This window comes from Occallatibacter sp., from assembly GCF_049582745.1.
Classification (GTDB): domain Bacteria; phylum Acidobacteriota; class Terriglobia; order Terriglobales; family Acidobacteriaceae; genus Telmatobacter.
The window spans coordinates 1-13,857 of record NZ_JBAUUO010000126.1 but is presented as its reverse complement, the minus strand read 5'-3'; the positions used below and the strand labels follow the sequence as shown (position 1 = coordinate 13,857).

Sequence of the window (13,857 nt, the reverse complement as noted above, 5' to 3'; positions counted from 1 at the left end):
CCGACATCAGGAGACCACCGATTATGTGAAGTCCGCTTTCCTTGAACAGAAACCGCCCCTATAGGTCCGCCCATCCAACGTCCACGCCCCAATACGCTGCGCATAATCGGGAACTGGACATAATTCCGTTTATGCGAAGATTTGCATAAACGGAAGAACTACCTGTTTGCAGGTTCCGATTGCGGCGGTGAACGTGCCGCCGCCATGTATAGCCTGATCGGATCGGCCAAGCTGAACGGCCTCGATCCAGAGCTCTACCTTCGCATTGTCTTGTCTCAGATCGCCGAACATCCCATCAGCCGCATCGAAGAGCTCCTGCCCTGGAACCTCGCCCCGTCAATACAGACACAATCCTTCCAAGCCGCTTAGTCACACTCATCAGGTGTCCACCAAAAAGGTAGTGGACACCTCATGGATCACTCCTCAGCCAAGTCAAGTGGGGAACTCAGGACGCTTACCCATAGTGCGAACTGCACCGAGTCGATGGCTTCCCCAACGGGGTTCGATGTAATGCTTGAACAGCAGTCGATGGTTGTCAATGGTTGAAAATGATTTTCGATCCTGCGTCAGTTCGTTCGCTCGATAATGGGCCGCAAGGTCACAGATGTTTTGGGGCGTTCCAATGTCGACATTAATGGAACTACGAAGTGCAACGACAGCCTTTTCCGCTTCTCGTCTAGTCCGAATCTGACCTACGCACCCAATGATCTGCTTCCTGTAGATTCGCTTTCCAGAGGCATTGTCATACCATCTGAAAACCCACACATCCGGGCGGCTTTTGCGCTCCATCTTAAAGAGACTTCCCTGTTGAAATCTGCTCATACGATCTCCTATGGCTTTCAATGAATGGCTGATTGTTCCCAGTATCTGGCACGTTGGCGCCTCAGCTCCCATCGCTTCTTCCTGTGCAATGGTCTCCGCCTTTCGCTCTCAACTGTCAAATCGCGACTATTCCGATGCAGACGCACCTTAGGAACGAACTTCAGATTGTTGGAGACCGGTCGAGCTCAGGTGGCGATAGCGGTCCTTTATCATTCACTCAAATTTGCTTGGCAACCTCGCAACAGCTTTCTGGGCCACTTGTCCGAGACGACTATACGGCCATGTGCTCCGCGTTCCATTCTCGTTGGGCGCATCGGCGGATAATACGCTCCTTGAAGATCCGCCGGAAATTCAGTGGACGGAAGCCGGTTTTTCGGTACTGATAGTTCAATGAGCGAATCAGCTTAGCCGGAAACTGCTCAACTGTACCGCACAGAATATTTGACTTGCGAGCGGACACTCAGTGGAAACCATCCCTCGATTCATTTATGCATCGAGAGACTGCTGACCGCCGGGCTTCTCCTTCGCCCGAAGAACGTAGTGAGGGACCGTTGCATTTTGCGCAGCGCCTCGTCTACTGCATACGGTAGGTTCGCAGATCGCGCGCTCACGGTTAGAGGCCGGGAGCCCGCTGGGCGTACCTCAACCAGGCAGCGCTTGTCCGCTGTACCGGTTTTCTTGTTATCGATGTCGCTTAGATGGACTTCGACCCGCGTAAGCCTCATGGCGAACCTGTCCAATAGACGGCTCACTTCGTGTTCAACAAAATCCTTTAAGCCTGTGTCCACAACAATAGTATGGTCGCCATTGATTTGGATCTTCATTTGTCCTCCGGCAGAGCCTCTGGATTTGACTGTGAGGTTCATTTCCTAAGAAAAGAATTGAGCTGGATGAGCCTTTTGTGGCCGCCGATCCTGCGTTTTCGGCGAAGCATCTCGACCACATTGGGCGCGCATGCACATGCGTCGTCCCGCCGCGAAGTCTGATCAGTCCCAATCTGCAGTTTCCAAACACGGTCGGGAGCAACTTCCAGCCTGCTCATTTTGAAGCTGGCTGGCAATCGCTCCTGTTCGTTGCTTAGTCTCCGACATGCTCCTTTCCTGCAGATCCTGCCGTTCCCTCTTTCAATTCACCGCGCTTGACCAGAATTGAAAAATCCTCTGCAGCGAAGGGGTAGTTGCGAACTGATTGCTGTCCCGTTGTGCTCAGATTCATATCTACCCGGCGATTATGCGCATAAACCATCGTAGTGAGTCGGTGCAGCCCTTTCTGCCGGTCCTGGTAAGTCGCATCTGGATTCTGAGTAATGAGTTCTTTGACTTCGTCAGATTTCAGGTTTTGCTTCTCACCATATGCCTTGGCGTCAATCCTCTCCGCAGCAACGCCTTGCTTGACCAGGAAATTCTTGACAACCGCTACCCGTCTTTCTGACAGGGCTTGATTGTGTTGATTGGGCCCGCGCCGATCGGCGTGTCCGGCCAGCACGAGTCGGGCGTCCGGGTGGTCAGCAATATAAATGTTGAAAGCGTCCGCAAGCGTCTTCAACGTCTGCTGTTGGCTGGCCGCCAAGCCTTCTGACCCTCTTGCCATCGGTTTATCAGTTGAGAAGTAGATACTTCGCATCGCCAGAGCGAACTCTGGTGGTTTGATGGAGCCCGTGATGTGCAGAGTGGCGGTTCTTGTTTCCGTTCCGCCACATGCATTTGAAGCGGTCAAGGTATAGGTAACGGTTTCGTCGACAGGGCCCGGGTCAGACTTTCGCGGCGCCACCTGCACGGGTCGGTTCCCGCTGGGGTCAACGGAGCCGAAGGGGTCGATTGAAACTGTTGTTGCATTCGAAACAGACCAGGTCAATGCTGAACCGGCCAGCTCCGTGGCCTTGTCGCCCACTTTTGTGTACCGGATCTCGGCGGGCGAAACTTCCAGCTTTGCCTCGATTCCGTTGTTCACATTGACAGTGGTACTGGCAGTTGCAGTGCCTCCGGGACCAAATGCCTTCAACTCATAGGGGGTCGATTGCCGGGGCTGAACGGACTGCTCGCCAGACGTAGCCACGGTTCCAATTGGAGTGAGTTCGACGCGTCCTGCATCGGTTGTGCTCCATTTGAGTTGCGCGGCATCTCCGCAGTTGGTCTCCTGTGTCTGCGACGAAAGCTGGGCAGTAGGTTTCGCCACTGCGACCGTGGCGCTGGCAATACCAGCGTGGAAGCGAGGCAATGTACTCATCTGTTCTCCACGCGTCCACGGCACAGTCTTCCGAACGCCCTTGGGAATATCCACCACGACCCGCTGATTGGCCGGAACCTCCACCGAGCCCGACCAGATTTCCTTCCCCTCTCGCACGACGTTCAGTTGGTAAGTGCCGGGAGGTACCACCAACTCCTGTTTAGGCCCAAGCTCGTGATTGAATTCATCGCCGTGGCCAACGAAAAACTCTTCTGTCTTCCCGTTGAGCAACACGGCATCCCGTTGGGCGTTTTCGATAGTGATGCATCCCCAAGGCCCCGTCACCGTTTCCGGAATTGGCTCGAGCTGCGCCTCAAGGCGCAGGGTCTCACCGGATGAGATGGAAATGTCACGTGTGACTGTTTTATAGCCATAATTGACCAGATCGATGCGATGGTTACCCGGACTGAGCATGACCGAATGGTAAGCCTGTCCCATCGCCTGGCCATCCACAAAGACGTATGCCTCTGGAGGATGGACCTTCACTTTGAGCTTGCCGTCCTGCGCAGACATTGGAAGACCAGCAATTATCCCAAGCATTACGACAAGAACACCCGCGCGACATATATGGTTTGCAGTTTTCATTCCTATCTCCTCGCTAACCGTTCATCGGTTGCCAAAGCAACACGATTGCCAAGAAGGCTTTCCATGCTGCGCATCGTTGCATTTAGATAGCCAGAGCGGTTGTCAGAGAATCGAGCATTCAGATCGACGCTTACCGCGGACCACGGAGAGAGCGTCAAAAGATTCTGACGCCTCGTTCGAGTTTTTTGATCTGACCGACGATTTCAGCCCGGTTAGAACTGGTTCATGAAGTTGGCCCGAAAGGCGCAGCGAGCGCGGTTTAAAGTAATGCTGCGAATTCTACGGTGAATCAAGATCGAACTGGCCTAGCTAAATGGTTGCCTACATGACTGATCTTGAGTTTCAACAGAGCATCCCAACTCGTTGGCATGCCAGTGAAGTCAACGATCCATCAGCGAACCATGGCACGTGGGCCAATGAGGATCGAGCAAATCAAAGTATCGATGACGGCAGGCTTTGGAGCACGAAGTGCAATAGAGTGGGTTAGGGCCTTCCAGTCGCAGCGGTTTCAGTCTTCACGCTCCGAGCAGTCAACTGCTCAGGCGAGATCCTCCCTGAGGAGTGCAGGCAGCTGCGCGTCGATTGTATGGCCACTCGAACTCTCGCGAACACACTTCGCGAAGACAAGGAATCTGACATGACGAAGGCGATCAACAAAGCGAGCATTTCGTTTTTTGCGGTTGCTGTTGTGGTTTCTATTTTTACTATTCCCCAACCCTCCGTAGCGGCGACGAATGAGACAGGCGTCAGTGCTTTAGCCCAAGACAGCAACCCCGCGACAACCGCGGCCTCTGCCAGGCTGGATAAAAAGCAATACCGTGGGGTTAAGGTGAGTGTCGAGAATGGAATCGCAACCCTTACCGGCACCGTCGACCTCTACGAATACAAAGCAGATGCAGAGAAGCGGGTACGAAAGGCGAGCGGAGTCATCGCGGTCCGTAATCTCGTCGACGTTGCCGGCCCAAGTATTCCGGACCGGGAACTTCAGGCGAAACTTCAGGAAAAGCTGACCTATGATCGGGTGGGCTATGGCAACGCCTTCAATGCGATCAATCTGACCGTCGAATCCGGAATCGTGTCTCTTGGCGGTCATGCGCGAACTGATGTGGATAAGGATTCCGCTTTGGCCCTGGTGTCCACCCAGCCCGGCGTCAAGGACGTGATTGAAGAGATCGAAGTGGATCCGGTTTCGATAATGGACGACCAGACTCGCATAGCGGTGGCACGTGCGATCTACGGTTATCCGTCTCTCAACAGATACTCTATTGACCCAGCGAAGCCCATTCGCATCTCGGTTCAAAATGGCCACGTGGAACTTTACGGCATTGTCGACTCTAGAGCCGATAAAGACGTCGCCTTCATGCGCGCGAATGGCGTTCCAGGCGTCTTCAGTGTTAAGAACTACCTGCAAATTGCGGGTCAATCGGATGAGATGCAAAAGTAGCACCTCCTTCACCAACCTCTGCTTGGCTGATCGAATGTCGCGCGTTAACAACTCTGAGCTTTCAGAATGCGCCTGGGCCACTGTTTTATAGGTCCTTCGTGCGACATGCGATCGGCCCGACAAGAATTCTGACATTTTCGTCGCAATGTTTTGACAGAACCTGGCCGTAAGCCGGGTTGTCTCGCGGTTTGCCCGGTTCCCGATGCAGATTGCGCCCTCCAATATGGACCGGGGATTGCTTCTCTGAAGACCGAGGGAATTCCAGTGCCTTGGCTCAATAGGGCGGCTGTGCATGTTCCAACCTCAGATCGCCGCATAGTGACACCTTTTATTCAAGATTCTTGTGTCAGAAAGGGATCTCAAGATGCATTGCGCAAATCCAGAATGCGGTCGGGCAGCGGATGACCTGACAAGCGGCGTGCTGCGTTTGATCGAGCTTGAAGTTTCTCCAGAACAACGCATAACACGGAGCGACGGGGGGTTCCCCATTTGCGTTGCTCGGTCTCGCTACTTCTGGCTATGCGAACAATGTTGCGAGGTTTTGAGCATTCGACACTGGACCAGTGACGGGCTGATTTTCGAACGCCGGGCAAACAGGCCTTCGATCAAGAGAGCGGTGCAGGAGATCGGTCTGCCGGTGACGCGAGCCGCGCACGGACCCCAACTGGTGATTGGAAGAACAGCGTGACCAAGGAGCAACGAGATGAAGCCCTTATTGGACAAGCTTCGCGAGCAGTTCGGGTCGTTGTCTCACGGGCTTGTAGCTGTCTTCATGCTCGGGAGCATGTTCGCCGCATGGAGCGCGCCGATTGCATTTCCCAACGCGAGTTCACGAAGCACCATACTGCTCGTCAGTGTCATCATTGCCAGCTTGCCCCTGTGCATCGAACTTCTCATTCAACTTGCGCGCGGCAATTTTGGTGTTGATATCCTCGCGTTTCTCTCGATCGTGAGTGGCGTTCTTCTTCATCAGTACTGGGTTGCCGCTATCGTCATCCTCATGCTTTCAGGCGGAAAAGCTTTGGAGGAATACGCAACCCGCCGCGCGTCCTCTGTGCTGCGGGCCCTCGCACGACGAATGCCGCAAATTGCTCACCGACTTGGTGCCGGAAGTATCATCGCAGACGTTTCGGTCGAACAAATCGCGGTTGGCGAAGTGCTCAGCGTTTATCCGCATGAACTATGCCCCGTAGACGGCGTCGTCCTGGGCGGCTTGGGCCGGATGGACGAGTCCTATTTGACCGGAGAACCGTTTCTGATTGAGAAAGCGCCCGGCGCATTCGTCCTATCCGGGGCGGTCAATGGAGATTCTGCACTGACGATCAAGGCCACGCAAGTTGCGAAAGACTCGAGATACGCGAAGATCGTAGAGGTTCTGCACGCGTCGGAGAAGAATCGTCCCAGAATTCAACGACTCGGCGACCGACTTGGAATCTGGTATACCCCGCTTTCGCTGTTGGTCGCTACATTGGCCTGGATCGTGAGCGGGGATCCAGAGCGCTTCCTGGCCGTTCTGGTCATTGCCACCCCCTGTCCCTTGCTTCTTGCAATTCCTGTCGCAATCACAGGTGCGATCTCCGTGGCAGCGCGTCGCGGAATCGTGGTGAAAGATCCTTCCATCCTCGAAAAGATCAAGTCGTGCGCCACACTCATCGTCGACAAAACGGGAACGCTTACCTATGGCAAGCCGATTCTTACCGAAGTTCTTTGCCTTGACGATTGGCCGAGACGGGAATTGGTCCAGCTGGCGGCGAGCCTCGAAAAGTATTCGAAACATCCCCTGGGAAGCGCAGTTCTGCATGCCGCGGAAGAGGAGAAGATTCCGTTACTGAACCCGCAAATGATTCAAGAAGCGCCAGGGCGCGGCATGCGCGGTGATATTGCCGGTCACTTGGTAATGCTAACCAGTCGTAAGAAGCTGCCGGCGGCTGTACAGAAGAAGCAACTAGACGACCTCCCGACAGGAATGGAGTGCGTTCTCCTGATCGACGACAAACTTGCCGGGTTGCTGCGCTTCCGTGATCAACCACGCGTTGAGAGCAAACCATTCCTGAAGCATGTAAAGTCTCACCACGGCTTTTCAAAAGTTGTACTTCTCTCCGGAGATCGGCCTGCCGAGGTGCAATATTTCGCCGAAGGGATGGACATTTCTGAGGTCTTCGGGGGAAAGAGCCCAGAAGAGAAGCTCGCGCTCGTTAAGGAACTGACGAAGAAAGAAAACACGCTGTATATCGGCGATGGCATCAACGACGCTCCTGCAATGATGAACGCAACCGTTGGAATTGCACTTGGGGTCAACAGTGACGTCACATCGGAAGCGGCCGGAGCCGTGGTCCTGCAGTCCTCGCTGGGCAGTGTAGATGAACTCATTCACATTGGAAATAGGATGCGCCGCATTGCTCTCACGAGTGCGATCGGAGGCATGGTCCTTAGCGCTGTAGGCATGGGAGCGGGATTCTTTGGCCTCCTTGCTCCGATCGAGGGCGCAATTCTCCAGGAATTCATTGACCTGGCCGCGATCCTAAACTCACTACGCATGATCCTGCCGAGCGGTCCGCTGAGTGATTTTGCAGTGCCGGCGGTCGAGAAGCTGGCTGGAAGAGAATTGCCTCGAACAGCCGACGACACGCATAAGGCACCTCCTGTGATTCAACATGGATGACTTCAGAAAGCGTGCGGTCTTTGTTGTGTTGATCTGTGTTGTTGCCGTCCTCTTTCTCTGGCTAACATGGGCTGCACGCTACGTTCTTCTGTTGCTCTTTGCTTCTTGCATCGGTGCGTTGATCCTGTCCACGTTCACTAAGTGGCTCAGGTCATGGATACCGATGCGCCGAGGCTTCGCATTCGCAATTGTGATTACAAGTATCAGTTTGATGATTACGCTGTTGATCTGGGCACGCGGTGGCCTGCTGTTGCAACAGATCGGTGACCTGCAGTTAATCTTTCCCTCTGCGATCCGCCAGATCCATATGCGTCTGCAATCTGAAACTTGGGGTCGCTGGATGCTTGCACAAACACTAGATTCTGAGCAGTTGGCACGTGGAGCATCATTCGTGCTTTCCGGCATTGGCGGCGCGATGTACTTGACTGGGGCTACGATCGCAGCGATCTTGCTCGTCACCATCTCAAGCTTGTACTTTGGCGCGGAGCCGGATTTCTATTTGCGTGGCGTCCGCCGGATTGTTCCGGCGACGTTTCGGTCGACTTTTGAGGCTTGCCTGACCTCGGTGACGAAAACGGTCCGTGCTTGGCTCCTGGCGAGATCGTTATCGATGACCGCGATTGGAGCGTTGATCTCCTGTGGGCTTTTCCTAATGGGCGTACCGCTGGCAGGCACGTTGGGCATCATCGCAGCCCTGCTGACATTCGTTCCTAATATTGGGCCAATTCTGTCTGTAGTTCCCGCGGCGTTGCTCGCCTTCGCCATTAGCCCCACGAAAGGCATACTCGCGATTTTGCTGTTTTGCTTGGCACACTTTCTCGAGGGAAACCTTGTTTCTCCTTTGGCGGACCGCGGAATTGTCAAGCTTCCGCCATCGCTAACCTTGAGCGCACAGCTCCTGCTCGGTTCGATCGCAGGTGCCTTGGGTGTGGCACTGGCGGCTCCGCTTACGGCTGTAACGCTCAGCGTGTTGAGCGTCGTGTTGCCACCTGAGAAATCGCAGCCCACGCCCGGTTGCCCTGTTCATAAATTGCCACAGCGAGTTCAAGCTCTTTGACAACCGCTCGCGATTCGAGATCTTACAAAGGGGTTAGTGCTTATCGATCTGCCAGAGAATGGCACACGGGGTGCTAATCAAGATAGCGAGCGCGCGGCCTGCGAACAACCGTTCAGATGCGCCAAGCATACCGTGCGAGTGCTCAGATGAACGCCGAACATTTGAGTGCAGGAGCTTCGACCTCAAATCTCAATTCGGCCATTTGCGAGCGGGCGAGCCTATCTAGAGCCGCAGGGCTCTGGAAATCAACTGACCTCGCCCAGGAGGAAACATGAGTAGCACACTGGTTCTAGCCACATTGAAAAAGACTGCGCTTCTAGGGTTGCTGTTGTTAATGCCCGCGTTCGCAAAGTCGCAAAGCACCGACTCGAGCGCAGTCACAGACCTGCTCAAGGAAGCGAAGTCGCATGCCGTGCTTGCCGAAGAGGATGCGGTAACACTGGAATCCTACACACGTTCCACGATGTCGTGGCAGTCGCATGGAAACCGCTTAACCCAAATGAAGGTTCATGCAAACGATTTGATCAACGACTTCAATAAGCTCAAGTCGATGCGGCCAGACGGATCCCCCTGGCAACAAGAAGCAATCGATCGCATCGATCCTCTGCTCCATGAGATGGCCGATCATCTCCAGGCCACCATCGATCACTTCAACGATAACAAGAACAGAGTGCAAATGCCGCCATACCGCGATTACGCCAAGGCGAATCGAGAGCTGATGAGCAGGACAAATCAGCTGATTTCCGATTTTGTCGACTACGGTGAGGCGAAGACAAAGGCAAGTCTTCTGGAGAAGAGCCTGGAACTCCCGGTTACAGCCGAGAACGAATAGCTCAACGAACCCTCGTGCGCCTTACAAACGGCGCACGAGGGACCTCTCCTGAAACATCAGTTTTCACAATGAATTCCTCGGGCCGGTCCGAAGCGGCCCCGACCTCTTCTCTTTTAGACTCATAGACGATTGGTGCAAGGTTCTTCCAAGTGGGATTACCGATCCCCCGCCGCCGTCGCTTGTGCGCGTTATGCGAGCCGCATCCTGTTAGCACTGGTTCCGGACTGATCGCTGCTCAGCTGAGGTCAATTCTTTGCCGAGGCAGCCGCACCTATGAGCGCTCCAAGTCCTCCAATGACCGCCACGACGACGATAATGGTTTTCGTACGATCGGTGTGCCTTCCTCGAACCGAGTTGTAACCGCCATAGCCATCCTTGATCTTTCGGACATCGGCGTACTTCAAAGTCACTTCCGTCTTGCGGTCAACATCGTAGAACGCGAACTCTTCCGCATCGCTGGATAAGAAGTTACCGTACTCCTCTTCTCCGTGTATTGGGATAACACTGATGGGAGCGTGGAGACGAAGTGTATCTGCCTTTCGCTTGACCGCAGCCGCATTCTTTGATAGCGGAGCAACCTGCTGAGCAGTGCCCGTCAACGCCAGGAGAGGGATCAGAAGCGCCGTAAGAATTGTTGATAAGAGTCTTTTCATGCCTAGAAATAGTACGCTCACGGGATCGACCAGTGACGTGTCCTGTCCAAGAGCAATTTCGTGCAACCCGCCCTATGGCTGGCATTGCGGTGAGCGCCCACACTGCAACTTGAAATTGCTTTCACTTGTCCGGTAGCAAAGGGAGAGTGGTAGTTGATGGGAGTGGTGGGCAAGCTGATCCTAGTCCTGTGATTTGAATCACGCACTTTCCATACTGCGAAATGCGAAGATTCTTTATCGATCAGAAATGGACCGTCTACTCCGGGCAACGCCAAGCTGCGAAGAGGCTGATGATGCAGAATCCGTTCGTTCCAGACTGTAACCTGCTTCAGGCTCTAGAGCAATGCTCTATAACAGTATCGTGTATGAACGGACGAATTCTCTTCAAACAAGGGGAATCTCCGCTCGGTCTTTACGTTCTTAAGAGCGGCATTGCCTCACTCCTGATCAAGACCGAAAACGGCAAGGAAGTTGCGCACCTCACGGTCGGCCCTGGCTCCATTCTCGGCTTACCTGCACTCGTTGCGAACGAGCGCCACTGTCTGAGCGCGCTGGCATATAAGAGCTCGGAGGTGAGCTTTATTGCACGGAAGGATTTCGAAGAGTTGATGCAATCGGAGCCTTGCCTGTTCCCCAAGGTATTGGAGATTCTTGCCAAAGAAGTTCGCGCCGCGCGACTGGTCCTTTCGGCACTCTTGTGGAAGCTCGGAAGCCGTCCTCAGCTACATTCTGCAGGCAATGACTGACATTGGTCTGAGCAAAAGCCCAAAAGCCCTTGTGATTCCATTCCTGCATGCGACAAATTGTCCCCTTTTGCTGGCTGAGCGTGATGGTGAGGCGAATTCCGGCATTGCATCCGATGGTGTAGATTCGCGGGACCTTGGTAAACAGCAGGGGCGTGGCAAGAAGGGGGGGAAGTAGCCACGCCCCCACTGCTGGCTCAAAAGATCAGCTTTGCTCCCAGTTCGAAGGTTCTTGGGTCATATGCACCGGTTACTTCACCAAAATTCGTGTTGTTCGCGGTGTTGTGCATGCTATTGAACTGCGTGTGATTGAAGGTATTGAAGCTCTCTGCCCGAAACTCGAAACTTGCCTTGTCGCCAAAGTCGAAGGTCTTGTAGAGCGACGTAGAGAAGTTTGTGCGCCCCGGGCCTACCACCAGATCTCGAGCTGCGTTGCCGAACCCAAGATTGGATCCGCCAAGCCAGGAAGGCACCGGCTCAGAGAAGACGGAGTTCGATACCCACTGATAGTTTCCATTTGCGTTATTCTTTTTCGGATAGACCGGTCTCCCATTCGCATTTGCACGAATGGTGTAAGTCCCACCTAGACCAACCGTGTCGGGATATCCGCCACCCGGTGCACCGACGCCGAACCATGGCAGTCCCGATTCGGCGATGACTGTGCCGGCCAGCTTCCAGCCGCCGAGAGCACTGTGGATCAGTCCCGTTGAGCTTTGGAAAAATGGAAGCTTGTAGACGTAGTTGATGTTCAACATGTGACGCCGATCGAGGGCGCCCGAACCCTTGTCATATTTCAGATTCCAGGGATTACTTACCTGAATAAGATCTACACTTTGAATTTGGGTGTCAATCTGATGTGAATACGTGTAGTCGACTTCAAAGCTCAGGCCAAACTTGTTCTGCTGGCGCAATCCGGTTTGGAACGCGTTGTAGTTCGTTGTAGCCACATTTGACTGCTGAACGATATCGGCGAACCCCGGGAAGCTCGCGAGCTGCTCCGTGTAACCAGCGGAGAGCTTAGGGGCGCCACCGTGAGCAGCAGCGTAGTTTCCAGATTGTGCAGTGTGCCAACGATCATCCATCGATGTGGACAAGCTGTAACCGTTGATTGGAATGTTGACGTTCTGATGCCAGCCGATGTTGCCGACGTACTGATTTACCCAGATGAGAGAAGGCAGCACTTCGTGCTGCACTCCGAGGCTGAATTGCGCCACACCCGGGGCAGGATAGTACTTCGCGAGTGTCGTCATTCCCTGCGGGAATGTCGGCGTGCTGGCCGATCCGCCTGTGACCCAGCTCATGCTCGGGTTTGAGAATTCCACATTCGTTGCTGCCGGAGTATTTGAGAACGGAAGGCTCGGGGCAACGTTGTAGATGTCGTTGCCCTGCATGCGTTCAAAGAATGTGCCGAAGCCGCCGCGAAGCACTGTTTTGCCTGTGCCGAACAGGTCGTACGAGAACCCGACGCGAGGTTGATAGGTATGGTAGAAGTTCTGCACGAGGCCGCGAGGTGTACCTGCCTGGCCCGCCACAGAAACTCCGTTCATATAAAAGCGGGAACCCCCCACGGTTTGAAATCCCGGTCCGGTTGGGTCGAGAGCTCCATCCGAGCTGATCACAGGAACGAGGCCCGCTTGGTAGAGATTGGGCTCAAAGTTAGAGATTCGGTTGTTTCGTTCCCACGCGTGAGGCAACGCATCGTAACGAAGACCGAACTGAATGCTCAGCCGCGGATTCACATGCCAGTTATCCTGCGCGTACAACGAAAGGGTCTGGTTCACGTAATGACGAATGTCCTGATTTTGAAGCTGCTGATAATTGGTTGCAAATCCGAGCAGAAGATCAATGTAGGAATCACCAGCTAGCCCACCGGTAGGTACGCCGGCTGCATCTACTGAATCACTAAACTGATATTGACCTTGTGAGCGGCCGAAGATCTGCTGGTTCTTGGTGTACCGGTTGTATCCGCCACCAAATTTCATGGCATGCTGGCCGCGGGTCACGGAGAGGCCGAATACCTCCGCATAGTCTTCCGCGGCGTTCTTCCACGGCCAGGAGGATTGATCGAACCAGGTGCCCCATGAACCCAGGTTGATGACGGGCAGTCGTTTGTTGGCATTCTGATTCAGGAAGTAGGTTCCGGCGTTCCAACCAGACGGCTGAGCAAAAATGCCCGTGTTATCGATCGAGATCTTGTTCCCGTTGTAGTTAAACGCGGCCTCGACCAGCACGCTGGGGGAGAGCGCACCCGTGAGCTTAATGACGGAGCTATACGACGGATTCACGAAAGTGTTTCCGACTGTCGGATAGCTGTTATTGCCCCACATCGCGACCGCGTAATCCTGGCTGACAGCGTCGTGGATGAAGTGCCCCATCAGCTGCCACTTGTCATTCACATGATGGTCAATGCGAAACAGTTCCTCCCGAACGTAAGTAGGAGTCGGAACAGATTGCGAGTACTGATCGCCGCTGGAGTTGGCGACGGGGACCGCACCGAGATTCGCGAACATGACAGCGTTCGGATCGAGCAAGCCGCCGGGGATCTTGTTATTCGGGAACGGCTGGCCGGGCGTCAAGCCTAATGCGGATAGCTTTGCGTTGAAGGCCAGATCGGCCACTACCGGAACATAGATCTGAGTCTGTGCCGCGGGCTTGAACTTCGGCAGTGTATACACAAAATCCTGACCCGCTGTCGGAAGGTCAGCCGTCGGAATTGCATTTTGCGGATTTGGTGAGCTTCCCTGGATAATCCGGCGCCACTCTTCGTTGAAGAAGAAGAAGGTCTTCTTCTTTTCCTCGTTGTAGACATGAGGAATATAGGCCGGTCCACCTA

9 protein-coding genes and 1 pseudogene are annotated in these 13,857 nt (G+C 54.2%); 6 read left to right on the top strand and 4 right to left on the bottom strand.

The annotated features are described in order from the left end of the window. Positions 1–150: 150 nt before the first annotated feature. Positions 151–369 (top strand): annotated as a pseudogene (locus tag WCA10_RS17795) (transposase domain-containing protein); the annotation flags it as partial. 935 nt (positions 370–1,304) lie between these two features. On the opposite strand, the gene WCA10_RS17790 reads toward WCA10_RS17795, so the two are convergent. Both WCA10_RS17790 and WCA10_RS17785 read right to left on the bottom strand, forming a co-directional pair. After that, a complete protein-coding gene (locus WCA10_RS17790) occupies positions 1,305–1,646 on the bottom strand; it encodes an HPF/RaiA family ribosome-associated protein (RefSeq protein WP_472823858.1) in 342 nt (113 codons plus the stop codon). 253 nt (positions 1,647–1,899) lie between these two features. After that, a complete protein-coding gene (locus WCA10_RS17785) occupies positions 1,900–3,633 on the bottom strand; it encodes a PEGA domain-containing protein (RefSeq protein WP_472823857.1) in 1,734 nt (577 codons plus the stop codon). A gap of 637 nt (positions 3,634–4,270) precedes the next feature. On the opposite strand from WCA10_RS17785, the gene WCA10_RS17780 reads away from it, so the two are divergent. The 4 genes from WCA10_RS17780 (at position 4,271) to WCA10_RS17765 (ending at position 9,628) form a co-directional block, all read left to right on the top strand. Then, positions 4,271–5,077 (top strand): BON domain-containing protein, encoded by an 807-nt coding sequence (locus WCA10_RS17780; RefSeq protein WP_472823856.1) that lies wholly within the window; start codon positions 4,271–4,273, stop codon positions 5,075–5,077. A gap of 703 nt (positions 5,078–5,780) precedes the next feature. Further along, positions 5,781–7,739, top strand: coding sequence for a heavy metal translocating P-type ATPase (locus WCA10_RS17775; RefSeq protein ID WP_472823855.1), 1,959 nt, complete (start codon positions 5,781–5,783; stop codon positions 7,737–7,739). Further along, a complete protein-coding gene (locus WCA10_RS17770) occupies positions 7,732–8,796 on the top strand; it encodes an AI-2E family transporter (protein ID WP_472823854.1) in 1,065 nt (354 codons plus the stop codon). Before WCA10_RS17775 ends, WCA10_RS17770 begins: the two co-directional genes overlap by 8 nt. 271 nt (positions 8,797–9,067) lie before the next feature. Beyond that, positions 9,068–9,628 carry a hypothetical protein gene (locus tag WCA10_RS17765; RefSeq protein WP_472823853.1) on the top strand — a complete coding sequence of 187 codons (561 nt, stop codon included), beginning with the start codon at positions 9,068–9,070 and terminating at the stop codon, positions 9,626–9,628. Between the two features lie 245 nt (positions 9,629–9,873). On the opposite strand, the gene WCA10_RS17760 is transcribed toward WCA10_RS17765, so the two are convergent. Further along, positions 9,874–10,281: a hypothetical protein gene (locus tag WCA10_RS17760; RefSeq protein WP_472823852.1), complete on the bottom strand. Its 408-nt coding sequence runs from the start codon at positions 10,279–10,281 to the stop codon at positions 9,874–9,876. Positions 10,282–10,646: 365 nt separating this feature from the next. On the opposite strand from WCA10_RS17760, the gene WCA10_RS17755 reads away from it, so the two are divergent. After that, on the top strand, positions 10,647–11,027 hold the full coding sequence (locus WCA10_RS17755) for a cyclic nucleotide-binding domain-containing protein (RefSeq protein WP_472823851.1): 381 nt from the start codon (positions 10,647–10,649) through the stop codon (positions 11,025–11,027). Positions 11,028–11,221: 194 nt separating this feature from the next. On the opposite strand, the gene WCA10_RS17750 is transcribed toward WCA10_RS17755, so the two are convergent. After that, positions 11,222–13,857, bottom strand: a 2,636-nt coding sequence (locus tag WCA10_RS17750; RefSeq protein WP_472823850.1) for an outer membrane beta-barrel protein, incomplete at its 5' end; no start/stop codon positions are given.

Coding starts and splice junctions, on each gene's coding strand:
- WCA10_RS17790 (WP_472823858.1), bottom strand. CDS start 1,646: ATGAAGATCCAAATCAATGGCGACCATACTATTGTTGTGGACACAGGC.
- WCA10_RS17785 (WP_472823857.1), bottom strand. CDS start 3,633: ATGAAAACTGCAAACCATATATGTCGCGCGGGTGTTCTTGTCGTAATG.
- WCA10_RS17780 (WP_472823856.1), top strand. CDS start 4,271: ATGACGAAGGCGATCAACAAAGCGAGCATTTCGTTTTTTGCGGTTGCT.
- WCA10_RS17775 (WP_472823855.1), top strand. CDS start 5,781: ATGAAGCCCTTATTGGACAAGCTTCGCGAGCAGTTCGGGTCGTTGTCT.
- WCA10_RS17770 (WP_472823854.1), top strand. CDS start 7,732: ATGGATGACTTCAGAAAGCGTGCGGTCTTTGTTGTGTTGATCTGTGTT.
- WCA10_RS17765 (WP_472823853.1), top strand. CDS start 9,068: ATGAGTAGCACACTGGTTCTAGCCACATTGAAAAAGACTGCGCTTCTA.
- WCA10_RS17760 (WP_472823852.1), bottom strand. CDS start 10,281: ATGAAAAGACTCTTATCAACAATTCTTACGGCGCTTCTGATCCCTCTC.
- WCA10_RS17755 (WP_472823851.1), top strand. CDS start 10,647: ATGAACGGACGAATTCTCTTCAAACAAGGGGAATCTCCGCTCGGTCTT.